This window comes from Mesorhizobium sp. WSM4312 (genome assembly GCF_002294875.1).
In the GTDB taxonomy this organism is placed as follows: domain Bacteria; phylum Pseudomonadota; class Alphaproteobacteria; order Rhizobiales; family Rhizobiaceae; genus Mesorhizobium.
Window position 1 is genome coordinate 40,522 of sequence record NZ_NSFU01000022.1, and the last position, 22,260, is coordinate 62,781.

General features: G+C 63.8%; 21 protein-coding genes and 1 riboswitch. Of the genes, 11 read left to right on the forward strand and 10 right to left on the reverse strand.

Annotated elements, in window-relative coordinates:
- Positions 1-26: 26 nt before the first annotated feature.
- Positions 27-2,084, reverse strand: coding sequence for a DNA topoisomerase IV subunit B (gene parE / locus CK228_RS29240; RefSeq protein WP_095790101.1), 2,058 nt, complete (start codon positions 2,082-2,084; stop codon positions 27-29).
- 239 nt (positions 2,085-2,323) lie between these two features.
- On the opposite strand from parE, the gene cpaB reads away from it, so the two are divergent.
- The 10 genes from cpaB to CK228_RS29290 all read left to right on the forward strand — a co-directional run bounded on the left by cpaB (position 2,324) and on the right by CK228_RS29290 (position 12,516).
- Positions 2,324-3,250 (forward strand): Flp pilus assembly protein CpaB, encoded by a 927-nt coding sequence (gene cpaB, locus CK228_RS29245; protein ID WP_245438137.1) that lies wholly within the window; start codon positions 2,324-2,326, stop codon positions 3,248-3,250.
- Positions 3,251-3,340: 90 nt separating this feature from the next.
- Positions 3,341-4,726 carry a type II and III secretion system protein family protein gene (locus tag CK228_RS29250; protein WP_245318128.1) on the forward strand — a complete coding sequence of 462 codons (1,386 nt, stop codon included), beginning with the start codon at positions 3,341-3,343 and terminating at the stop codon, positions 4,724-4,726.
- Between the two features lie 4 nt (positions 4,727-4,730).
- Entirely contained in the window at positions 4,731-5,000 is a 270-nt protein-coding gene (locus CK228_RS29255) for a hypothetical protein (protein WP_095772793.1), read from the forward strand.
- 35 nt (positions 5,001-5,035) lie between these two features.
- On the forward strand, positions 5,036-6,250 hold the full coding sequence (locus tag CK228_RS29260) for a response regulator/pilus assembly protein (protein WP_095772792.1): 1,215 nt from the start codon (positions 5,036-5,038) through the stop codon (positions 6,248-6,250).
- The gene (locus CK228_RS29265; RefSeq protein ID WP_095772791.1) at positions 6,247-7,668 is read left to right on the forward strand and encodes a CpaF family protein; all 1,422 of its coding nucleotides are present in this window, start codon (positions 6,247-6,249) and stop codon (positions 7,666-7,668) included. The genes CK228_RS29260 and CK228_RS29265 overlap by 4 nt, the downstream gene beginning before the upstream one ends.
- A gap of 4 nt (positions 7,669-7,672) precedes the next feature.
- On the forward strand, positions 7,673-8,638 hold the full coding sequence (locus tag CK228_RS29270) for a type II secretion system F family protein (protein ID WP_095790065.1): 966 nt from the start codon (positions 7,673-7,675) through the stop codon (positions 8,636-8,638).
- Position 8,639: 1 nt separating this feature from the next.
- Entirely contained in the window at positions 8,640-9,605 is a 966-nt protein-coding gene (locus CK228_RS29275) for a type II secretion system F family protein (RefSeq protein ID WP_095790066.1), read from the forward strand.
- Positions 9,606-9,707: 102 nt separating this feature from the next.
- Positions 9,708-10,532: a hypothetical protein gene (locus CK228_RS29280; RefSeq protein ID WP_095790067.1), complete on the forward strand. Its 825-nt coding sequence runs from the start codon at positions 9,708-9,710 to the stop codon at positions 10,530-10,532.
- 160 nt (positions 10,533-10,692) lie between these two features.
- A complete protein-coding gene (locus CK228_RS29285) occupies positions 10,693-11,166 on the forward strand; it encodes a tetratricopeptide repeat protein (protein ID WP_095790068.1) in 474 nt (157 codons plus the stop codon).
- Positions 11,167-11,340: 174 nt separating this feature from the next.
- The gene (locus CK228_RS29290; protein WP_095790069.1) at positions 11,341-12,516 is read left to right on the forward strand and encodes a GGDEF domain-containing protein; all 1,176 of its coding nucleotides are present in this window, start codon (positions 11,341-11,343) and stop codon (positions 12,514-12,516) included.
- Positions 12,517-12,521: 5 nt separating this feature from the next.
- Here the strand turns inward: CK228_RS29290 and gcvP are convergent, their stop codons facing one another.
- Genes gcvP through gcvT form a run of 3 tightly spaced genes read right to left on the reverse strand, consistent with a single transcriptional unit; the run spans position 12,522 to position 16,825 of the window.
- Positions 12,522-15,335 (reverse strand): aminomethyl-transferring glycine dehydrogenase, encoded by a 2,814-nt coding sequence (gene gcvP / locus CK228_RS29295; RefSeq protein WP_179296083.1) that lies wholly within the window; start codon positions 15,333-15,335, stop codon positions 12,522-12,524.
- Positions 15,336-15,350: 15 nt separating this feature from the next.
- Entirely contained in the window at positions 15,351-15,719 is a 369-nt protein-coding gene (gcvH, locus tag CK228_RS29300; RefSeq protein ID WP_095773081.1) for a glycine cleavage system protein GcvH, read from the reverse strand.
- Positions 15,720-15,724: 5 nt separating this feature from the next.
- Positions 15,725-16,825 (reverse strand): glycine cleavage system aminomethyltransferase GcvT, encoded by a 1,101-nt coding sequence (gene gcvT / locus CK228_RS29305; protein ID WP_095790070.1) that lies wholly within the window; start codon positions 16,823-16,825, stop codon positions 15,725-15,727.
- Positions 16,826-16,974: 149 nt separating this feature from the next.
- A riboswitch (glycine riboswitch) is annotated at positions 16,975-17,061 on the reverse strand.
- A 173-nt stretch (positions 17,062-17,234) separates the two neighbouring features.
- Between gcvT and CK228_RS29310 the strand changes: the two genes are divergently transcribed.
- Positions 17,235-18,236: a hypothetical protein gene (locus tag CK228_RS29310; protein ID WP_095790071.1), complete on the forward strand. Its 1,002-nt coding sequence runs from the start codon at positions 17,235-17,237 to the stop codon at positions 18,234-18,236.
- Here the strand turns inward: CK228_RS29310 and CK228_RS29315 are convergent.
- From CK228_RS29315 to gfa, 6 genes are all read right to left on the reverse strand, one after another.
- Positions 18,233-18,670, reverse strand: a complete 438-nt coding sequence (locus CK228_RS29315) for a GNAT family N-acetyltransferase (protein ID WP_095790072.1) — start codon at positions 18,668-18,670, stop codon at positions 18,233-18,235. The two genes, CK228_RS29310 and CK228_RS29315, sit on opposite strands and share 4 nt — an antisense overlap.
- Positions 18,670-19,461 carry a molybdopterin-binding protein gene (locus tag CK228_RS29320; RefSeq protein WP_095790073.1) on the reverse strand — a complete coding sequence of 264 codons (792 nt, stop codon included), beginning with the start codon at positions 19,459-19,461 and terminating at the stop codon, positions 18,670-18,672. The genes CK228_RS29315 and CK228_RS29320 overlap by 1 nt, the downstream gene beginning before the upstream one ends.
- Position 19,462: 1 nt before the next feature.
- Entirely contained in the window at positions 19,463-20,344 is an 882-nt protein-coding gene (locus CK228_RS29325; RefSeq protein WP_095790074.1) for a cytochrome b/b6 domain-containing protein, read from the reverse strand.
- A gap of 97 nt (positions 20,345-20,441) precedes the next feature.
- Complete coding sequence (locus CK228_RS29330) at positions 20,442-21,119, reverse strand: DUF1345 domain-containing protein (RefSeq protein WP_095790075.1); 678 nt, start codon at positions 21,117-21,119, stop codon at positions 20,442-20,444.
- A 26-nt stretch (positions 21,120-21,145) separates the two neighbouring features.
- Positions 21,146-21,613, reverse strand: coding sequence for a YaiI/YqxD family protein (locus CK228_RS29335; RefSeq protein WP_095790076.1), 468 nt, complete (start codon positions 21,611-21,613; stop codon positions 21,146-21,148).
- A 63-nt stretch (positions 21,614-21,676) separates the two neighbouring features.
- Positions 21,677-22,246: an S-(hydroxymethyl)glutathione synthase gene (gene gfa, locus CK228_RS29340; protein ID WP_095790077.1), complete on the reverse strand. Its 570-nt coding sequence runs from the start codon at positions 22,244-22,246 to the stop codon at positions 21,677-21,679.
- Between the last annotated feature and the right edge of the window lie 14 nt (positions 22,247-22,260).

The following is a 22,260-nucleotide window of genomic DNA, read 5'->3' on the forward strand; positions in this document are numbered from 1 at the left end:
GGAGCGCAAGCTAAACTGGCCAGCGGCTAGATATCCAGCACTTCCGTCTCGGCGAATTCGGCACGTTCCTGGATGAAGCGGAAGCGGGCTTCCGGCTTGGTGCCCATCAGAGCGTCGACCGCGTCCTTCGTCGCTGCCTCGGCGTCGATCACATCGACCCGCAGAAGCGTGCGCTTCCTCGGATCCATTGTGGTCTCCTTGAGCTGCGAGGCCATCATCTCGCCCAGGCCCTTGAAGCGGCCAAGTTCGACCTTGCCGCGCCCGGTGAATTCGGTGCGCAGGAGCTCGTCCTTGTGTGCGTCGTCGCGGGCGTAGGCGACCTTGCCGCCTTGCCGGATCGAGTAAAGCGGCGGCACCGCCAGATAGAGATGGCCGCCACGCACCAGCGCGGGCATTTCCTGGTAGAAGAAGGTGATCAGCAGCGAAGCGATATGGGCGCCGTCGACGTCGGCGTCGGTCATGATGATGACGCGGTCGTAGCGCAAATCCTCGTCGCGGTACTTTGATCGCGTGCCGCAGCCGAGCGCCTGGATCAGGTCCGATATCTGCTGGTTGGCGGCCAGCTTGTCATTGCCGGCGCTGGCCACGTTGAGGATTTTTCCGCGCAATGGCAGTACTGCCTGGCTGGCGCGGTCGCGCGCCTGCTTGGCCGAGCCGCCGGCGGAATCACCTTCGACGATGAACAGTTCGGCACCGGCCGCCGCGTTCTGCGTGCAGTCGGCGAGCTTGCCCGGCAGGCGCAATTTGCGCACCGCACTCTTGCGCGACACTTCCTTTTCCTGGCGCCGGCGCACCCGCTCGTCGGCGCGCGCGATCACCCATTCCAGCAGTTTCGAGGCTTCCTGCGGATTGTCGGCCAGCCAATGGTCGAACGGATCGCGGATCGCGGTCTCGACAATTCGAATTGCCTCGATCGTCGCCAGCCTGTCCTTGGTCTGGCCGACGAATTCGGGTTCGCGGATGAACACGGACAGCATGCCGGCCGCCGAGATCATGACGTCTTCCGAGGTGACGATCGAGGCGCGCTTGTTGCCGACGAGATCGGCATAGGCCCGCAAGCCGCGCGTCAGCACGTTGCGGAAGCCGGCCTCATGGGTGCCGCCTTCGCCGGTCGGGATGGTGTTGCAGTAGGAATTGATGAAGCCGTCGCCGCCGAACCAGGTCACCGCCCATTCGAGCGAGCCATGGCCGCCTTGCTTTTCGCTTTTTCCCGCGAAAATTTCCCGCGTCACCTGGAAGTCGTCGCCGAGCGACGCCTTGAGATAGTCCTTCAGGCCGCCAGGGAAATGGAACTCCGCCTTGGCTGGCGTCTGGTCCTTTTCCTTGATCAGCGAGGGATCGCAGGTCCAGCGGATTTCGACACCGCCGAACAGATAGGCTTTCGACCGCGTCATGCGGTAGAGCCGCGCCGGTTCGAAGGCCGCGCCCTTGCCGAAGATCTGCTCGTCGGGATGGAAGCGGATTTTCGTTCCGCGCCGGTTGTGGACTTCGCCAAGCTGCTCCAGGCCGCTTACCGGAATGCCGCGCGAAAAGCGTTGGCGATAGAGCTGGCGGCCACGCGCGACCTCGACCTCGAGATGATCCGACAGCGCGTTGACGACGGAAACGCCGACGCCGTGCAGGCCGCCGGAGGTTTCATAGACCTTGGAGTCGAACTTGCCGCCCGAATGCAGCGTCGTCATGATGACTTCGAGCGCCGGCTTCTTGAATTTCGGATGCGGATCGACCGGGATGCCGCGGCCATTGTCGGTAACGGTCAGAAACCCGTCGGCCGAAAGCTCGACATCGATGAAGGTGGCATGGCCGGCAACCGCCTCATCCATCGAATTGTCGATGACCTCGGCGAACAGATGGTGCATCGCCTTGTCGTCGGTGCCGCCAATATACATGCCTGGCCGGCGGCGCACCGGCTCCAGGCCTTCCAGCACCTCGATGTCGGCGGCGCTATAGCCCTCGCTGCCATCCTTGGTCGCGGCCGGGCGCTTGGCTGCTGCCTGCACAAGCGGGTCGGCCGGGCGCGCCGTTGTCCGAACCGGCTGCGGCTGCTTGTCCATATTGCCGAAGAGATCGTTATTGTCGTCCATGCCTGCCATAGGGGTCCGGTGCTGCGAATCACCCGTCGATACTGCCACGCTTTTCAGCGCCAAGCGACGGAGGTTCCTGTTACGTTCGGGGATTTGACCCGTCTTATCCTAAAACCATTCGATAACCAAGCGGGCGGAAATAGGTCGAATGCCGCCTTTCAAAATTCCTGTTTCTTTAACAAACCCGCCTAGCGTGAGCCCCAACAAAACAAGAAACGACGGGCATCAGGGGTTTCGGCGTGAGGGGCAAGGCCATAACGATGATCGGCATCGCCGCCGTTTTCGGCGCGATCTCGATCTTTGCCGCGGATTTCTGGGTCAAGAGCCAGGCCAAGGCCGATGCCGAAGAGAAGACGGCGTCGATCGCCGCTCCGGTAGCGCCCAGGATCGAATTCAAGACCATCGTGGTGGCGAAAGCGCCGCTGCGCTACGGCCAGGAACTCGACCGCGCCAAGCTGATCGAGATCCCCTGGCCGCAGGATTCGCTGCCGCAAGGCGCCTTTGCCACCATCGACGGATTGCTCGGCGAGGGCAATCGCATCGTGCTGTCGCCGATCGAGGTCAACGAACCGGTGCTGCTGACCAAGCTGTCGGGGCCGAACGGCCGCGCCACGCTCTCCAACATGCTGACGCCCGGAATGCGAGCGGTGACCATCCGCACCGACGAGATCGCCGGTGTCGGCGGCTTCGTCACGCCGGGCGACCGCGTCGATGTCGTGCTGACGCGCGATGCCGGCGAAATCCAGGAAGTCGCCAAAAACGCGCAAGGCGCGGCCGGTTCGACCGTCACCTCCGAGATCGTCGTTGCCGACGCCAAGGTGCTGAGTGTCGGCCAGGGTGCGGACGAGCGCCAGACGACGCCGCAGATCACGAATTCCGTGACCATCGAAGTGACGACCGAAGGCGCGCAGAAAGTGGCGCTTGCCCGCACCGTCGGCACGCTGTCGCTGTCGCTGCGCTCCGCCAGCGAAGGCGGCGACGGCAAGAACGGCGTCACCACCATCTCGTCCTTTGGCGGATCGGTGGCGGCCAAGGCTCAGGCCGCGGCCGGCTCGCTGTTCGACGCAGTGACCAAGGAGCCGGAGAAGCCGAAATTCAAGACGGTCATCGTGACGCGCGGCACGAAGGCAGAGGAATATCAGGTTCCTGAGCGGGACCAGAAGTAAAAGCCGGTGGGGACCGGACGGGACAGGGCAATGTTGATGCGTACCCTATATCGAATGATGGACCGATCGCGCTTTGCGCGCGCCTTGGCGATGGCTGCTGCGCTGGTTGCCGGCGGGATGCTCGCCTTGCCCGGCCTGGCCAAGGCGGACAATGACATCGTCTATGTCTCGGCGACCAAGAATGCGTCGATCAAGGTCGCCAAGGGCAAGCCCAAGACGATCGTGACGAGTGCCGCCTTCTACCAGATCGTCATCGGCGATCCTGAGATCGCCAACGTCAATCCGCTGACCGACAAATCCTTCTATGTGCTCGGCAACAATCTCGGCACAACCGGCATTGCGCTGTTCGACGAGAAGAAGCAGCTCGTCGGCACCGTCGACATCGAAGTGACGCTCGACACGGATCAACTGGCCAGCACCATCCGCGCCAGCGTGCCGGACGCCAAGATCAAGGTCGGCTCGGCCAATGGCCGTGTCGTGCTATCGGGCGAGGCGGATGATGCGGTCGCCGCCGAAAAGGCGAACAAGATCGCAACGCGCTTTTCCGGCACCGAGGAAGTGATCAACTCGGTCAACATCTCGTCGTCGCAGCAGGTTCAGCTCAACGTACGCTTCGTCGAGATCAACCGCCAGGCGGGGCAGGATCTGGGTGCCAAATACGCTGCCAATTTCGCCTACGGTTTCGGCGGGCGCGATGTTTCGCTCGACCCAGGAACCGTGCCGACGGCCGGAACCGGTGAAATCATCGGCCGGCTGCTATCGAACGGCGTGTCGATCGACATCGCCATCAAGGCCTTGGAAGAGCGCGGCCTCGCCCGCCGGCTGGCCGAACCGAACCTGATCGCCCGCTCGGGCGAGACGGCGAGCTTCCTGGCCGGCGGCGAATTCCCGATCCCGGTCTCTGAAGACAACGGCAAGATCTCCGTCAGCTACAAGAAATACGGCGTCAGCTTGGACTTCACGCCGACCGTCCTCAAGGATGGGCTGGTCAGCCTCGACATCGCGCCGGAAGTCTCCTCGATCGATGCGTCGTCCTCCTACAACATCGGCACCATCTCGGTGCCGGGATTCATCGTGCGCCGCGCCAGGACCTCGGTCGATCTCAAGAACGGCCAGAGCTTCATGATCGCCGGACTGCTGCAGTCGCAAAACGACATCACCACGTCGCGCATTCCCGGCCTCGGAAAGATGCCGGTGCTCGGGGCGCTGTTCTCGTCGAAATCCTATCAGCGGCGCGAGACCGATCTGGTCATCATCGTCACGCCCTACCTGGTCAAGCCGGTCGATCCGTCGAAGAAAATGGTCGAGCCGACCGACGGCACGCGGCCGGCCAGCAATGTCGACTATTTCCTCAACAACACCGAGGAGGTGAAGGCGTCGGACACTGGCCGGGCGCTGGCACTGGCCGATGGCAGCGCCGCACGGACCGCTCCCGCCACCACGGTCGGGCACTTCCTCGACCTGCCGAAGGACTGAAGCCATGCGTGTGGCCTTGAAATCGAGTGTCGCCTTGCTTCTTGCCGGCTTGGCCGGCGGCTGCACCAGCGACGATTACATACGCACCGAAGGGGTGACGCCGGGCTCCGGCGACGCCCAGGCCGCCAACACCGTCATGCAGATGGTCGATCCCTGGAAGTACGGCGTCCAGAACACAAGGCTTCTCGTGCCTGCCAAGCGCGGCGACGCCGTGCCGGTCACGCCGGATCAGGCCGCCGCTACGAAGGCTTCGCAACAGACCACGGGCAACTGACCCCAAAGGGCGATCGCGCTCACAGGCTGACAAAAATGGCAAACGGCATCAAGACCAAGAAGATCCTGCTCGTATCGACGGACAGGACCTTCGTGCAGGACACGCGGACCGCATTCGCCGCCTCCGAGATCATCCAGCTCTCGACAGTGGAAAAGAATGTCACCGAACTGCGCGGCGAGATCCAAGAAGCGGACTTCGGCGCCATCATCGTCGACATGGACGCGGCGAGACTGGAGGAGGTCGAGTCGCTGCAGCGCGTCATGCGCCGGCTGGAGGGCAAGGCGCCGGTGGTCGTGGTCACCCAGGAGTTCAACGCCGCTGCCGTCCGCATCCTGGTGCAGCTCAAGGTCGCGGACTTCCTGGTCAAGCCGATCACCACGGCCGATCTGGTGCGCTCGGTGGTGCGGGCCCTGCAAGGGCCGGGGCGTGAGGAAAACACCGAGTCGCAGATCTACACCTTCATGCCGGCCGCCGGCGGCGTCGGCACCACGACGCTGGCGCTGCAGACTGCGTTCCAGCTGCATCACTCGGTGACGCGCGGCGCCTCGACCTGCGTGGTCGACCTCAATTTCCAGCAGGGCGCCTGTGCCGAATATCTCGACCTCGAGCCGCGTTTCGACATCACCGAGATCGAAAACCAGCCCGAACGCCTCGACCGGCAATTGCTCGACGTGATGCTGTCCAAGCATGCCAGCGGGCTTTGCGTTTTGGCCGCACCGACGCATCCGGCGGAGATGCGCTCGTTCAAGACCGACGTCGTGGTGCGCATGCTGGACCTCGTCTCGGCCTATTTCGACAATGTCGTCATCGACATGCCGCGCACGTGGTTTCCCTGGACGGAGACCGTGCTGCTTGGATCCAACAAGCTCTATATCGTCGCCGAAATGACGGTGCCGTGCCTGCGCCACACGCAAAGGCTGATCCAGGCGGTCTATGAGACCGCCGGCAAGGAAGTGAAGCCGAATGTCATCGTCAACCGTTTCGAGCAGAAGATGTTCGACAACGGCATCAAGCAGGCGGATGTCCAGGAGATCCTTGGCGAGCATTTCGTCGGCGGCATCGCCAACAATTACCGGCTGGTGCGCGAGGCGGTCGACCGCGGCGTGCCGCTGCACGAGATCGATCCCAATGCCAATGTCGTCAACGATCTGAAGAAGATCATCCTGCCGGAGGAGGCGGTCGCGACCGGAGCCAAATCGAAGTCGCTGTTCGGTCTCGGCAAGGGCTTCTTGAAGAGGAAGGCCGGATGACCAGCCGTTTTTCCACCCTGCAGAACCGCGATGCGCGTCCGCAGCGCCCGGCGGAGTCGACGCCGGTCGCGCATCATGCGGTCGTCATCCCGACCAGCCGGAAGGCTTTGCCGGCAAAGCCCGATGTCGCGCCGGCAAAGAACGCCAACAAGGTGCTCGATGCACGCGTGCGCATTCATCGCATGCTGCTCGAGGAAATCAACCTGGTGGCGCTGGAGCGCTTGCCCAAGGAGGAGATGCGCCGTCAGGTGCATGATTTCGTTTCGGAAAAAACCCGCCAGGAGCGGATGGCGATCAACACCGCCGAACTCGAAGCGCTGGTCGACGATATCGTCGACGAGATGGTCGGCCTTGGTCCGCTCGAGCCCTTGCTCAAGGATCCCGACATCAATGACATCCTGATCAACGGCCACCAGAACTGCTTCATCGAAAAGAAGGGCAAGCTGCAGCAGGTCCATATCCCGTTCAAGGATGAGGCGCATCTGCTTAGAATTATTAACAAAATCGTCGCTGCGGTTGGCCGCCGCGTCGACGAATCGCAGCCGATGGTCGATGCCCGCATGCTGGACGGCTCGCGCTTCAACGCGGCCATCCGCCCGGTGGGCGTCGACGGGCCGCTGGTGTCGATCCGCAAATTCTCCAAGAACAAGCTCGGCCTGCACAAGCTCGTCGAATTCGGCGCCATCACCCAGAACATGGCCGAGGTGCTGGCGGCGGCCGTCCACGCACGCAAGACGACGATCATTTCGGGCGGCACCGGCACCGGCAAGACGACGATGCTCAACGCGCTGTCGGCCTTCATTCCCGAAGACGAGCGGTTGATCACCATCGAGGATGCGGCCGAACTTCAGCTCCAGCAGCCGCATGTCGCGCGCATGGAGACGCGCCCCGCCAACATCGAGGGCCATGGTGAACTCAAGCAGCGCGATCTCGTCAAGAACGCGCTGCGCATGCGCCCCGACCGCGTCATCCTCGGCGAGTGCCGTGGCGAGGAGGCCTTCGACATGCTGCAGGCGATGAACACCGGCCATGAAGGGTCGATGGCGACGATCCACGCCAACACGCCGCGCGATGCCATTTCGCGCCTCGAGCAGATGCTGGGCATGACCGGCATGCCGATGACGGTGCAGTCGATCCGCAGCCAGATCGCCAGCGCCATCGACATCATCGTGCAACTGACCCGGCTTTCCGACGGCAAGCGCAAGGTGACGAGCGTCGCCGAAGTGACCGGCATGGAAGGCGACGTCATCCAGATGCAGGAGATCTTCCGCTTCGTACGCACCGGCATGGATGCCGATGGCGGCATCCTCGGCTATTTCGAGGCGACCGGCATCCGGCCGCGCTTCCTTGAGGATCTGCGCGCCATGGGCATCGAGTTTCCCGGACGGTACTTCGAACCCGGCCGGCCGCAGGAGTAGCCAGGTGTTCGACGGGCTGAGCGCAATCTATGTCGTCTATGCCGGGGCTGCACTTACCGGCATCATGATCGCCGAGGCCTGCTATCTCCTCTATGCCGGACGCAGCGACAAACGCACCGCCATCAACCGGCGCATGAAGCTGCAGGAAAGCAAGATCAGCCAGGAGCAGGTGCTGATCCAGCTGCGCAAGGAGCGCGGCCTCGACGCCGGCACCTCGCTGTTCTCGCCGGACCGGTTCCGCGCGCTGCGCACGCAGTCGGGCATGATCATGCCGCTGTCGAAATTCCTGATGATCACCTCGGGCGTGGCGATGGCCGTGGCCCTGGTCGCCATCTGGCATGGCTTGCCGCTGCTGATGGGGCTTCTCCTGTTCGTCGTGCTGATGCCGCTGGTGCCGGTGATGGTGATGCGCTCCAAGCGCAAGCGTCGGCTCAAGCGCTTTGGCATGCAGCTGCCCGAGGCACTGGAGCTGATCACGCGCGGCCTCAAGGCCGGTCACCCCGTGCCGGTGGCCATCGCCATGGTGTCGCGCGAAATGCCCGATCCGATCGGTACCGAGTTCGGCGTCATCGCCGATGAGGTGACCTATGGTTCCGACCTGGTCTCGGCGTTGAATTCGCTGTTCGACAGGGTCGGCCATGAGGATCTGCCGCTGTTCATCACCGCCGTGTCCATCCAGTCCAGTTCGGGCGGCAACCTGCGCGAAATTCTTGACGGCCTGGCGCTGACGATCCGCGAGCGCGGCAAGCTTCGCCGCAAGGTGCGCGCCATCTCGACCGAAGGCCGCATGTCGGCCTACATCCTGACGGCGATACCGGCGCTGCTGTTTGCCGCGATCATGGCGCTGATGCCGGGCTTCTACCGTGATGTCTGGGACGAGCCGAAAACCTGGTACCTGATCGGCGGATCGGTGACCTGGCTGATGCTGGGCAATCTGATGATGTTCAAGATGTCGAATTTCAGGTTCTGACATGCAGGGCTTCATCGAATTCCTCGCCTCGCTCGCACCGACCTCCCTGATGCCGGTGGCGATCCTGCTTCTGGCCTTGGGCAGTGTCGCCGTCGCCTGGCCGATGGTGGCGGCGAAGGGCGACCGCAACGACGTCAAGCGCCGGCTCAAGGTCGACCATGGCGCCCTAGCCGCGAAGCCCGAGCCGCTGCAGAAGAAGAACGCCAATGTCGTGCGCGAAAAGGCGGTGAAGCGGGCGCAGGAATTCTACGCCAAGAGCGATCCGGAAAATGTCGCCCGGTTGCGCATGAAGCTGATCCAGGCCGGCTACATGGAGCCGCGCGCCGTCGGCACGTTCTTCATCATACGGTTCTCGGCGCTGGTCGGCGGCGCGATCGGCGCCTTTGTCCTCAACCAGTGGCTGGCCAGCGCCGAAGCGACGATGACCAGCCGCTGGGCTTTCGTCATCCTGTCGGGCGTGGCAGGCTATTTCCTGCCCGGCCTGGTGCTGACCCAGCAGGTGCGGGAGAAGATGCGCGAGTACCGCAACGGCTTTCCCGACTTCATGGATCTGATGATCGTCTGTTCGGATGCCGGCATGAGCATGGAAGCCGGTATTGAGCGCGTCTCGAAGGAACTCGCCAAGACCTATCCGGCGCTCAGCCAGAATTTGCAGCTTGTGTCGCTGGAACTGAGGGCAGGGCGCAGCCTCGACGATGCGCTGAAGGCGCTCGCCGACCGCCTCAGCCTGGACGAGGTTCGCTCCTTCGCCACGCTGCTGCAGCAGTCGAAGGAACTCGGCACCAGCCTGTCGGGCGCGCTGCGCGTCTTCTCCGACGAAATGCGCCACAAGCGCATGTCGCTGGCCGAGGAAAAGGCACATGCCTTGCCGGCCAAGATGTCGATACCGGTGACGGTGTGCATCCTGCCCGTTGTACTGATGATCGCTGTCATCCCGATCATCGTCAAGATGACGGGCAGCCACTAGGCGACATCGATGTTCAGCGGCCAGCCTGGCACATGCGGCTTGCGGGGCTTAATGCCAAGCTGGGCCGACAGCCCGAACTCGGCCCTTCAACATGAGGATCCCATGCGAATACTGTTATGTGCCGCCGCTCTCGCCGCCAGCCTGTGGCCCGCCCTGGCCGCCGCCGACGATTGCGGCGATGCCGCCGCACTGTTGCGGCAGGCTTATCCCAAGCTTCAAAAGAGCGCCGACGGCCGCTCTTTCACGCTCGAACCGCATACCAGCATCCCGCTCGCGGTTCCTCAGGACGGTATTCCGGGCCTGGTCTGCAAGGTCTGGCCCGCCCATGACGATCTTCTGCTGGCCGCGGTGCCGCTGATCGACAGCGCCCAATCCGTCGACGGCCAGCATGTTGGCGACATCGAGCTTCTGGTCGTCGACAGGAAAACCCTGCAGGTACGCCAGCGACTGCTCCAGCCCAGGCAGATGAACGACGATGCCGTCGCCATCCGGGGCATCGAATTCGATACCGCTCGCTATGGGCTGGCGCCCGGTGTCACGGCCTTCGGCCTGCGCATCGACATGGCCAATCATTCACAGCCCAATCCCTTCAACGAAACCGACCTGCGGCTCTACGCCATATCAGGCAACGCGCTACGTGCGGTGCTCGACGGGCTTGCCGTAGCCGGCTATGGCGGCGAAGGCGACGCCAGTTGCGCGGGGTCCTTTCATTCCAGCCAGGTCAGCCTGGCGATGAGCCCGACGATCCATCGCGGCTATCATGACATCATCGCGGTCGAGCGGCAGGATACCGACGAGCCGTTGCCCGACAAGGATGGCGAGTGCCAGTCCCACCCCGGCAAGTCGGTGAGCCGGACCCACCGGCTGCGCTATGACGGCAGCCGCTATCCAGTTCCGGCGGCGCTCAAGGCCATCGATCCGCCGTGAGAGAACCTCCTGCGTCCGCCTGAGGCGTTGGGGCCCAGTGGTTAATGGCTGGTATTGCGGAACCCAAATCTTAGCTGCATTTCGGCACCGAAGCTTAATCGATTTGCTCTAAAGTCTTTACCTGAAGAACGACCCGGCAAATCGGGCGACGGGGCAGGGCATGCGTCAGACACAATTTGCGGCGGTGGCCACGATGGCGGCCGTCCTTGTTATCACCGGGTGTACGACGAACAACAACGTCGACACGACCAAGACGACCGCGATCCAGCCGGCGGCGAAGGATGTCGACACATCCGACCTGGCGCAGGGCAAGGCGCAGTTTCGCGACGCCAATTATGGTCTCGCCGAACAGCATTTCCGCAAGGCCGTCGAGCTGAAGGCCGACAATGCGGAGGCCTGGATGGGGCTGGCCGCCTCCTATGACGAGCTCGGCCGCTTCGACTTCGCCGACCGCGCCTATGGCCAACTCCTGAAGGTCGCAGGCCGCAAACCGCAGATCGTCAACAATATGGGCTATTCGCAACTGCTGCGCGGCAACAAGAAGAAGGCCAGGGCGCTGCTGCTCGAGGCGAAGGCCGGCATGGCCGACCCGACGGTCGTCAACGCCAATCTCGCTTTGCTGAACAAGGGCTGATGCGCGTTCGATCCTCGCGCCGGCCAAGGGTCCGATTTCCGGCCAGGCACTGTCGACGCTTTGTAAACCCTAACCGCAGCTTGGGTCGAAAGACCGGCTGAAAACCATGTTCGAGGGCTGCCGCTGACCTAGAATGCGGCGTAACCGCCGACGCTGGAGAGGCTCCCGCCCGATATGCTGGATTTCAGTTCGCTCCTGCTCGCGGCCGCGCTGTCGGGCACATGCCTGGCCGTCACCATGTTTGCCATCTGGCTCACCGCGCCGCGGGCGCGTTTCGTGTTTACGGTGGCGTGCGGCATTATCGTGCTTGTCGCGCATGTGATCCTGTTCTGGCGCTACACCAAGGAACCCGATCCTCTGCTTTGCCAGATAGCGCTGGCGCTGCTCAGCCTGGGCTTCCTGATCATCTGCCTTTCGGCCATGCAGTATCTCGGCATGCCGGACCACAGGCGTGCGATCGTGCCGACACTTGCCGCCATGGCGGTCTGCGCGGCCTTCACCTTTCTCGGTCTTGATGGTGTCGGCTTCATTGTCACCTACACGACGGTGACCGTGTTACTGGCGACGATCGGAGCCATGTTCTGGGTCAATGGCAGCCACGATCGCCGGATCCTGCTGGTGGTTTCCTTCCTGAGCGGCACCTGCGCGGTGTCGTTTGCCCTTTGTGGCGTGGTTCTGACGGCCAAGGGGCAATGGGCGCTCGGGGCGGCGCCCGACAACTGGGCCGAACGTCTGAATTCCGTCGTGGCGGTGGCTTGCATGACGGGTCTGGGTGCCTTGACGCTCTCGCTGCATCATCTGCAGGCGCAGATCGAGCTGAAGGCCGAGACGATGACCGATCCATTGACCGGGCTGATGAACCGTCGCGGGTTGATGTCCCTCCACGGCGACCGGCCGTTCGGTCCGTTCATGGCGGTCGTCATGTTCGACCTCGATCATTTCAAGGGGACGAACGACATCTACGGTCACCCGGTCGGGGACCAGGTGCTGTGCCGCTTCGCCGCCGTCATCCGGAAATATGCCAGGACCGGCGTCGACGCCTTTCGCCTGGGCGGCGAGGAGTTCGCCATCGTCATGTCGCGGATGACGGAAGAGCGGGCCCATGATCTCGCCAGCAGGATCGGCGTGGCCTTCGGCACCGAAATCGTTCCTACCGCGCTCGGTCCGCTGCGCAGCACGGTCAGCGGCGGCATCGGCTTTGGAGGCGCCGACGGCAGCAGCCTCGACGAGGTGCTGGCCGAGGCGGACGCCGCGCTCTACGCGGCCAAGCGCGCCGGCCGAAACTGCGTCATCAGCCGCAAAAGAATGGGCAAGGCCGAACCGGTCAAGCCGGCCTTGCGCTCTGCGTAGGACTGCTACTCAGCCGCTCCGAGATAATCCGACAGCGGCGGGCAGGAGCAGACCAGATTGCGGTCGCCGGCGACATTGTCGATGCGCGACACCGGCGGCCAGTACTTGGCCGCTGTATCGGCGTCGCCGGCGGGATAGGCTGCTTCCAGGCGCGAGTAAGGGTGGGTCCACTGGCCGGCCAGCGTCTCGGCGGCGGTGTGCGGCGCGTTGACCAGCGGGTTGTCGGCCAACGGCCAGTCGCCCCTGGCGACTTTCGCGGCTTCGCCGGCAATGGCGATCATCGCCTCGCAGAAGCGGTCGAGTTCGCGCTTCGGCTCCGATTCCGTCGGCTCGACCATCAGCGTGCCGGCGACCGGAAACGACATGGTCGGGGCGTGAAAGCCGTAGTCGATCAGGCGTTTGGCAATGTCGTCGACGCTGATGCCTGCGCTCTCCTTGAGTACGCGGGTGTCGAGGATGCATTCATGCGCGATGCGATCGTGCCGGCCCTTGTAGAGCAGCGGGAAGTGCGGCGCGAGCCGTGTCGCCACGTAGTTGGCCGAGATGATGGCGGTCTCCGTCGCCTGCTTCAGTCCGGCGGCGCCCATCATGCGGATATACATCCAGGTGATCGGCAGGATGGAAGCGCTGCCGAAGGGGGCCGCCGACACGGCATGCGCCGAGCCTTCGGTGACATGGCCCGGCAGATAGGGCTTCAGATGCGCCTTGACGCCGATCGGGCCGACGCCGGGGCCGCCCCCGCCATGCGGGATGCAGAAGGTCTTGTGCAGGTTCATATGGCAGACATCGGCGCCGATATCGGCGGGCCGGGCGAGCGCGACCAGCGCGTTGAGGTTGGCGCCGTCGAAATAGACCTGGCCGCCATGCTCGTGGATGAGGGCGCAGAGATGGCGGGCGCCTTCTTCATAGACGCCATGCGTCGAGGGATAGGTGAACATCAGCGCGGCGAGATTTTTGGAATGCTCGTTGGCCTTGGCCCGCATATCGTCCATGTCGATATTGCCGTCTTCCAGGCAGCGCACGACGACGACGCTCATGCCGGCCATCGCCGCGCTCGCCGGATTGGTGCCATGCGCGGAGGAGGGGATCAGGCAGATCGTGCGATGGCCTTCGCCGCGCGAGCGGTGATAGGCGCGGATGGCGAGCAGGCCGGCATATTCGCCCTGGCTGCCGGCATTGGGCTGCAGGCTGACCGCGTCGAAGCCGGTGATTTCGGATAGCCAGCCTTCCAGCTCGCCGATCATGGCGCGATAGCCGGCCGAATGGCTGGCCGGTGCGAAGGGATGCAGATTGGCGATGCTTGGCCAGCTCACCGGCATCATTTCGGCCGCCGCGTTGAGCTTCATGGTGCAGGATCCGAGCGGAATCATGGAGCGGTCGAGCGCCAGATCCCTGTCGGCCAACCGGCGCAGCAGGCGCATCATGTCGGTCTCCGACTTGTTCTCGTTGAAGACCGGCTGGGTCAGAAACTCCTTTCCACGCGGCTTGCCGGGAACGGTGCTGTCGGCAGAAGGGGCAGCCTTGGCGCCGAACAGGGAAGCGATCGCATCGAGATCGGCATCTGTCGAAGTCTCGTCGAAGGCGATGCCGACATGGTCGGCGTCGAGGACGCGCAGCAGCCGGCCGGTCTTCTCGACGGCTTCGGCGATTTGCGCGGCCTTGCCTTTCGCCTCAACCGTCACCGTGTCGAAGCGGCTGGCGCCGAGCACCGAAACGCCCGCCGCCTTGAGGCCGCTCGCCAGGCGGTTGGCCAGAGCGTGGATACGTCCGGCGATCGCCTGCAGCCCGGCGGGGCCGTGCCAGATGGCATAGGCCGTCGCCATGTTGGCGAGCAGCGCCTGCGCGGTGCAGATGTTGGAGGTCGCCTTGTCGCGGCGGATATGCTGTTCGCGCGTCTGCAGGGCCAGGCGGTATCCGGGCCGGCCCTTGCTGTCGGTCGACTGGCCGACGAGGCGGCCGGGCATCAGGCGCGTCAGTTTATCGGAGACGGCGCAGTAAGCGGCGTGCGGGCCGCCGAAGCCCATCGGCACGCCAAAGCGCTGCATCGGGCCGACGGCTATGTCGGCACCGAGCTTCGCCGGCGCTTCGGTGAGCGTCAGGCCAAGCGGATCGGCGATGAAGACGACCAGCGCGCCAGCGGCGCGGGCCTTGTCGATCGCCGCCTTATGGTCGCCATAGACGCCAAGGGTGTCGGGCCAGGAGACGAGCAAGGCAGCGGTGTTGTCGTCGATCGTCTCGCCGTCGATCTCGATGCCGAGCGGTTCGGCGCGGGTGCGCACCACATCCAGCGTCTGCGGATGCGGCGTGCCGGCGAACGCCACCTTGGTGCGCTTGTCGCGGTGGTGGCGCAGCGCAATGCCGACCGCTTCGGCGACAGCGGTTGCCTCGTCCAGCAGCGAGGCAGACGCCACCGGCAGTCCGGTCAGTTCGGTGACCAGTGTCTGGAAATTGAACAGCATTTCGAGCCGGCCCTGGCTGATCTCGGCCTGATAGGGCGTGTAGGCCGTGTACCAGGCCGGATTCTCGAACAGATTGCGCTGGATGACCGGCGGCACGTGGACGCCGTGATAGCCGGCGCCGATGAAGCTTTTCAGCACCGTGTTCTTCGCCATGATGGCCGACAATTCGGCCAGCGCTTCGGCCTCGCTGGCCGGCGCGGGCAAGGTCAGCGGCAGATCGAGGCGAATCGACTGCGGTACGGCCTGGCTGATCAGCGTCTCGACGGAGGGAACGCCGATAACGGCAAGCATGGCCCTGACATCGTTGACGCCAGGACCGATATGGCGGGCCGAGAAGGGGGTAAGTGCTGCGGTCATCATCTCTGTGTCCTGATTTCAGGCGATATGGGCTTTGTAGGCGGCCTCATCCATGAGGCCGGCGAGCTGACTTTCGTCGGCAAGCTTCATCTTCCACAGCCAGCCGGCGCCGGTTGCCGCCGAGTTGACCAGCGACGGGTCGGAAGACAGCGTGCCGTTGGCCTCGGTGATCTCGCCGTCGACCGGCGCGTAGACGTCGGAGGCCGCCTTGACGGATTCGACCACGACGGCGGTGTCGCCCTTGGTCAGCTTCTTGCCCGTTTCCGGCAGTTCTACGAAGACGAGGTCGCCGAGCTGCTCCTGCGCGTAGTCGGTGATGCCGACGGTGGCGATACCGCCGTCGACGCGGAGCCATTCGTGATCTGAGGTGAAATAGGTCGTTGCCATAAAATTCATCCTTTGCGGTAGCGATGAGGGGTGAAGGGCAGGGAACTGATATCGACGGGGATCTTCGTGCCGCGTACCTCGGCGAACACGCGCGTGCCGGGCTTTGCCAGCGCCGTGGCGACATAGCCTATGGCGACCGGATGGCCGGACGAGGGGCCGAAGCCGCCCGATGTGACATGGCCGGCGGGATTGCCATCGGCGTCGAACAGAGCGGCACCGGCGCGCACCGGCTGGCGGCCTTCCGGCTTCAGCCCGACGCGCTTTTGTGCCGGGCCGCGTTCGACGGCGGCACGCAAGGCGTCGGCGCCGATAAAGGCGCCGGAAGCGCGGATATCCCTGGGGATCGCCCACATCAGCGCCGCCGCGGCCGGGTCGGTCTCGGGCGTGATGTCCTGGCCATGCAGGCAAAGCCCGGCCTCAAGCCGCAGGCTGTCGCGGGCGGCAAGGCCGATCCACAGCACGCGCTCATCGCCAAGCAGTTTGGCTACGAGATCCCGCGCGTCGGCCTCCGGCAGCCCGATCTCGAAACCGTCCTCGCCGGTATAGCCAGACCGGCTCATGAACCAGTCTTTCCGCGGCTCGACCCCGTGCATGAACAGCAGCGAACCAGTCTCGATGCCGGCGCGCGACAGCACTGCCCAGGCCTCGGGTCCCTGGATGGCCAGGAAGACGCGGTCGAGCGGCTCGACCTTCACATCGAAATTCGTGGCGAGCTCACGCAGATGCTTTTCGTCGGCGACGGCGTTGCCGGCATTGGCGACCACCATGAATCTGGTATCGCCGAGCCGGGTGACGATCAGGTCGTCAAGGATGCCGCCGGCCTCATTGAGGAAGAAGGACAGTTTCGACTGCGAGATTTCGAGCGCGCCGGCATCCAGGGGGCAAGCGCGGTTGAGTAGTGCAACCGCTTGTGGCCCGCTGACCTCGAACAGTTTCATGTGCGAGATATCGAAGAGACCGGCATGCTCGCGGGTGTGCAGGTGCTCCTTCATGACGCCGGCCGGATAGGTAAGCGGCATCGACCAGCCGGCAAAGGCGCCGAAGCGCGCACCGGCGGCTGTGTGGATATCTTCGAGGGGAAGGTGTTTTGAGTCGTCGCCCGTCATGTCGTCTCCAGAGTCGCACGCAATCGGCCGCGAATGGCGACCAGTCCGTGCCCCTCTGTCTGAAGCCTGAGAGACTCGCGCAACCGGAACTCTGTCAGCGGCGCTTACACCTTCGGCGCGGGGGCAAGCCCCGACTTTCCAGAGTGTCTTTCCCGTCTACGGTTCTTTTGCCTGAGAGATTTCGGGCGATTTCCCCTTCGGCGGCAGCTCTCGCTGCTCTCTCCCGCAAACAGGTAGGACTCAGAATCCCGAGCCCTCGACACGCCATCCATAGCCCGTCGGCGACACCTTGTCACCTCCCAGCGACATGTTACCGACAAGTCTTCGCTAACCACGCCGTTTGCCGGTTTTTCAAGACACTCCTGATATAGCAGGCCGATGTAACGCTTTGGGGCGGACGGGGACGACAATGGGCGAATTGATCATGAGCGCGCCGGTGGCGGGGCTGACCTCGAAGAATCGCATTGCCCCGGAGGATGTGGTGATGCTGCGCCGCGACGTGTTCGCCGATGGCGTGGTGACCCGTGGCGAGGCCGAGGCGCTGTTCGCTCTCGACCAGACGGCCCAGGACAAATGCGCGGAATGGGCACCGTTCTTCGTCGAGGCGGTGTCCGACTACATCGTCCATCAGGAAAAGCCGTCCGGCTATATATCGCAGGACAATGCCGACTGGCTGGTCCGCACCATCTCGCGCGACGGCATGGTCGACAGCCGCACCGAACTCGAATTGCTGGTCCATGTGCTGGAAAAGGCGAGATCCACGCCGAGCAAGCTTTGCGTCTATGCGCTGGAGCAGGTCGCCCATGCCGTCATCGACGGCAAGGGGCCGCTGATGCTGGGCGGCGCGCTGGTGCCCGGACTGATCGCCAAGGCGGAAGTCGAATTGCTGCGCCGCATCCTGCATGCCCATGGCGGCGACGGCAACATCGCCATCACCCGCGGCGAGGCCGAGCTGCTGTTCAGGATCAATGAGCAGACCGCCCAGGCCAAGAACGATCCTTCCTGGAACGACCTTTTCGTCAAGGCGATCGCCAATTTCGTCATGTGTTCGGCCGGCTATGAGGCGCCGACCCGTGATGTGGCGCTGCGGCAGGGAAGCTTCCTCGAACGCGCCGATCCGGAAATCGGCGGCTTCTTCAGCCGCATGGTCTCCGGCGGCCTCGCCGGCATCATCGAGGCCTATCGGTCCCCCGATGACATCGAGGCCGAGTGGGAGGCCAAGAACAGGGCGGCCGAGGCCCTGGCCCGCCGCGCCGAGACGATCGATGCCGGCGAAGCCAAATGGCTGATCGAGCACATCGGCGTGGACAGGCCCCTGTACGAAAACGAGCGCGCGCTGCTGACCTTGATCAAGCATGCCTCGCCGGAGATCCATCCGGCGCTGAGGCCGCTGCTTGAGAAGGTTGCCTAAAGTGCACGGTCCGCTGCTGTCGTTTTACAAAGGATGATGTTGGAGTGGCCTTCGGGCCATTGCGCCAGTTCGGCGATGCGCCGGAAGCCAGCCTTCTCGTAGAGGCCCGGCGCCTGGAAGTCGTGGCTGGAGACCCAAATTCTCCTGACTCCTCGAACGGTTGCCTCAGCCACAAAAGCGCTGACCAACTGCGTTGCATAGCCGCGACCGCGATAGGCCTCGTCAATCCACATCAATGTCAGCTCGGACGTGCTCGCCCAAGAGTAGCCGGCGGCAACGCCGATCGCATGCCCTGCACCGTCACGAATAACGAAAGCCAGTCCCCGGTCATCGGCGCAGCCCGTCGCGCGCCGGTTGTCGGTGTGGAGGCGTTCCTCGAGCGAACTTAGCTCGATCGGCGTCAGATCGTGCTCGGCCTGCATGCGGATGGTCATCAAATCCCGCCATACCAATCGTAGCCATTGTCTTCCCAATAGCCGCCGCGGCCGCCGCCGACATTGGCAAAGCCGTCGACCAGCTCGATTTTGTAGAGGTATTTCGGCATCTTGTAGCCGAGCTGGCGCTCGACGCGGACGCGCAGCGGCGCGCCGTTCTCGACCGGGAGCGGTTTGCCATTCAGGCCATAGGCGAGGATCGTCTGCGGATGGCGGGCGTCGATCAGGTCGATGGTGCCGTAATATTTGATGTCGCCGGACAGGCTGCGGTCGATCGTGTCGAGGCAATGGAACATGACGTAGCGCGCCTGCGGCTTGACCACCGCCTGGTCGAGCACCAGCGACAACGGCGTGCCGGTCCATTTGGCGATGCAACTCCAGCCCTCGACGCAGTCGTGGCGGGTGATCTGGGTGCGGCTCGGCATGTTCTGGAGTTGCTCGCGGCTGAGCGACAGCGGCTTCTCGACTAGACCCGACACCTCCAATCGCCAGTCGGCGAAGTTGTTGGCGAGCAAACCCTTGTAGGTGTCATCGTCAGGCGCGGTGACGCCGTTCGGCCGCTGCGGCTGGCGGATGTCGGCCTCGCTGAATTCCGGCGCCAATGCATCGCGGCCGGCAAGCAGGCGTTGCGCGCGATACGTCAGGCCATTGGCGTTTTCGAGGAAACTGCGCAGGCCGCTGCCAATGCTCAACTGGCTGTCGAAGGCGTCGCAGCCTGACAGCATGATGCCGGAGGCGCCAAGGCTGGCGGCGGTCAGGAATTTCCGGCGGCTGATCTCAAACTTCGCCATGTCAGGCACTCCTCTCGGTCGTCTCGTCGTCATGCGCGGGAGGGTCGGTGCGGTACCAGCCGGTGATGATCGAGCGCAATTCGTTGATCGGGCCGGCGGCCAGGATCATCAGAATGTGGATGATGAAGAAACCGACCAGCAGCAGCATGACGGTGAAATGGATGGTGCGCGCCGTCTGGCGGCCGCCGAGCACCTCGTTGAGGAAGGGCAGCACCGAATTCATGCTGGGCGACATGGCAAGGCCGGTGATGATCATCAGCGGCAACAGCACGAACAGCACGCCGCCATAAGCCATCTTCTGCAGCGTGTTGTATTCGCGCGTGTGATGGAATTTCAGTTTGGCGTGGTCGACTATGTCCCGCGGCAGGCGCTTGAGGTCGTCGACGCGCGGGGCGAGGTCGCGCCTGATATGGCCGTTGACCAGGCTGGCGACCAGCCAGACGATCAAGGTGGTCGTCAGGATCCAGGCGAAGAAGAAATGCACGACGCGGGCGGTGCCGAGGTCATAATAGGATGGAATGGTCGCCCAGGACGGGAAGCCGCGCGCCGTCTCGTTGCCCGGCGGACCCGACCAGCCGAGCACGCCTGTCGTGTCGAAGCGATGCCCGAAGATTTCGGTGTAGCCGCGCGGCCCGGCGCTCGTGTTTTCGGCGCCGATTTCGAAGATGGTGTTGTTGTAGCCGAAGCCGGATTGCTTACCGATATAGAGCTGCGGTCGGGCGTTGAAGATCTGCAGCCCGGAAAGCAGCATGAAGAACAGCGAAATGGCCCAGATCCAGTGCGTCAGCCGCGTCCAGCGCGACTGCCGGTAGATCAGCGTGCTGTCACTCGACACGGGAGCGTCCGGTCCGGTGGCGGATTGGCTTCTGGCAACGGATTCCATCTTGTCTCGTCTCCCGGCCTCGCGGCGTGGCCTGCGCGTTCATTGTCCTCCTGATACGTCGCGATCCAAACCGATGTTTCACCCGATCACGGATTTATTACGGAGCACCCAGGCTGACGGCGAGATTGACGGCCGCGGCGACGATGACGGTGTTGAAGAAAAACGACAGGATCGAGTGAACAAGCACGACACAGCGCATATGCGTGGTCGATATGTTGGTGTCCGCGGTTTGCGCGGTCATGCCGATGACCGCCGAGAAATAGAGGAAATCCCAGCCTTCGGGCCGTTTGTCACCCGGGAACAGCAATCCGCCGACCGGGATTTTGTTCTTGGTCTCGGTGTCCACCGCATCGCCGTCCATCCAGTAGACATGCGCATAATGAAGTGCGGCCATGGCATGGATGGTGAACCAGCCAAGCGGGATCGACAGCAGCGCGAAACCAAGCTCGACGGAATTGCCTCTGTTCTTCTGATTGATAAGCAGGAACAACGAGACAACGGCGACGACAACGACGACGAGCGTCACGGCGAAGATGACCAGCACCGGCTGGTCGGTGGCGCGCGCATTCTTGCTCAGATATTTGCCGGTGAATTTGGGCATCTGGCTGACGACAAGAATGACGTAGGCGGCGAAAAAGGCATTGGCGCCGATCGAGTAGGCGAGCGGGGCGTGCAGCAGCAACGCCACAAGGAGCGCGAGCGCGCCGAAACACGCCGACATTGCGAACAGCATATGGCGCTGCATGGGTCCCTGGATCGGGGTTTCGGTGGCCATGACGTCTCCACCCTCGCGCTCGGTTTCTAGCCGGGTGTGGCGGATTTCAGCGCGCGCCGCAAGATGCGGTCGAGTTCGCCGAGGAACCGCGAGCGGTCCTGTGGCGCGAAGGAGGCGTTGTAACCCTTGCTCTCGCCGGTCTCGCGCAGATGCTGCTTGAGGTCGCGCATGGCCACCGCCATGCCGATGGTTTCGGGCGTAAACGGCCGCCCGGTAGGCCCGAGCACATGGGCGCCTAGCGCCACCGCGCGGGCGACAAGCGGAATGTCTGCCGTCACCACGACATCGTTGGATCTGGCGTTCTCGACGATCCAGTCGTCGGCGGCGTCCGCGCCCTTGGAGACCACGACATTGCGGATCATCGGATCGCGCGAGGGCCGCAAGCCGCCATTGGAGACGTAGGTGACGACGACGCCGAGGCGCTCGGCGACTTTCTCGACCTCGGCCTTGACCGGGCAGGCATCGGCGTCGACGTAGATGGCGGGTGCGGACATTGTTTCTCCGAGACGGACAGGGGCCGGAAGCGTGTCCGGCCCCTGCCTGAAATCTTGCAGCGTTCAGGCCGGCAAGGCGCCAGACTTCTTTGCCGTCCAGGTGGCGATATAGTCCATCAGGCCGGGGTTGAGACAGTCATATGGTTCGAGCCCGATTGTCCTTAGCTGCGCGCGAATACCATCCATCCGCTTTGGATCGACGCCGGATTCGATGATCGACGAGACGAAGGCGGTGAAACCCGGCGGCGACCAGCCGTCCTCGACGAAGCGCTCGGGGTGGATGAAGGTCAGGCCCTTGAACGGATGGTCGCGCTCGACCGGGCCGTGCATGTGGACGCCGCAGCCGGTGCAGGCGTGGCGCTGGATCAGCGCCGAGGGGTCGACCACTTTCAGCTTGTCGCCGTTCTCGGTGACGGTGACGTCCCCGGTGCCGGCGACGGCAACCACCGAGAATATAGCGCCTTCCGGCTTCCAGCATTTGGTGCAGCCGCAGGCGTGGTTGTGGGCGATCTGGCCCTTGACCTTCACCTTGACCGGCTTGCTGGTGCAAGCGCAGACCAGCGTGCCGCCGGCAAAGCTCGCGCTCTCCTTGGGCAGGCCATTGTCGATTTTCGGATGCAGTTTCTCCGCCATTCTTTTCTCCTCCC

Bases quoted from the DNA above. Each gene is read 5' to 3' on its own strand.
- parE (WP_095790101.1), bottom strand. From the start codon at position 2,084: ATGGACGACAATAACGATCTCTTCGGCAATATGGACAAGCAGCCGCAG.
- CK228_RS29250 (WP_245318128.1), top strand. From the start codon at position 3,341: ATGGCTGCTGCGCTGGTTGCCGGCGGGATGCTCGCCTTGCCCGGCCTG.
- CK228_RS29255 (WP_095772793.1), top strand. From the start codon at position 4,731: ATGCGTGTGGCCTTGAAATCGAGTGTCGCCTTGCTTCTTGCCGGCTTG.
- CK228_RS29260 (WP_095772792.1), top strand. From the start codon at position 5,036: ATGGCAAACGGCATCAAGACCAAGAAGATCCTGCTCGTATCGACGGAC.
- CK228_RS29265 (WP_095772791.1), top strand. From the start codon at position 6,247: ATGACCAGCCGTTTTTCCACCCTGCAGAACCGCGATGCGCGTCCGCAG.
- CK228_RS29275 (WP_095790066.1), top strand. From the start codon at position 8,640: ATGCAGGGCTTCATCGAATTCCTCGCCTCGCTCGCACCGACCTCCCTG.
- CK228_RS29280 (WP_095790067.1), top strand. From the start codon at position 9,708: ATGCGAATACTGTTATGTGCCGCCGCTCTCGCCGCCAGCCTGTGGCCC.
- CK228_RS29285 (WP_095790068.1), top strand. From the start codon at position 10,693: ATGCGTCAGACACAATTTGCGGCGGTGGCCACGATGGCGGCCGTCCTT.
- CK228_RS29290 (WP_095790069.1), top strand. From the start codon at position 11,341: ATGCTGGATTTCAGTTCGCTCCTGCTCGCGGCCGCGCTGTCGGGCACA.
- gcvP (WP_179296083.1), bottom strand. From the start codon at position 15,335: ATGATGACCGCAGCACTTACCCCCTTCTCGGCCCGCCATATCGGTCCT.
- gcvH (WP_095773081.1), bottom strand. From the start codon at position 15,719: ATGGCAACGACCTATTTCACCTCAGATCACGAATGGCTCCGCGTCGAC.
- gcvT (WP_095790070.1), bottom strand. From the start codon at position 16,825: ATGACGGGCGACGACTCAAAACACCTTCCCCTCGAAGATATCCACACA.
- CK228_RS29310 (WP_095790071.1), top strand. From the start codon at position 17,235: ATGGGCGAATTGATCATGAGCGCGCCGGTGGCGGGGCTGACCTCGAAG.
- CK228_RS29315 (WP_095790072.1), bottom strand. From the start codon at position 18,670: ATGACCATCCGCATGCAGGCCGAGCACGATCTGACGCCGATCGAGCTA.
- CK228_RS29320 (WP_095790073.1), bottom strand. From the start codon at position 19,461: ATGGCGAAGTTTGAGATCAGCCGCCGGAAATTCCTGACCGCCGCCAGC.
- CK228_RS29325 (WP_095790074.1), bottom strand. From the start codon at position 20,344: ATGGAATCCGTTGCCAGAAGCCAATCCGCCACCGGACCGGACGCTCCC.
- CK228_RS29330 (WP_095790075.1), bottom strand. From the start codon at position 21,119: ATGGCCACCGAAACCCCGATCCAGGGACCCATGCAGCGCCATATGCTG.
- CK228_RS29335 (WP_095790076.1), bottom strand. From the start codon at position 21,613: ATGTCCGCACCCGCCATCTACGTCGACGCCGATGCCTGCCCGGTCAAG.
- gfa (WP_095790077.1), bottom strand. From the start codon at position 22,246: ATGGCGGAGAAACTGCATCCGAAAATCGACAATGGCCTGCCCAAGGAG.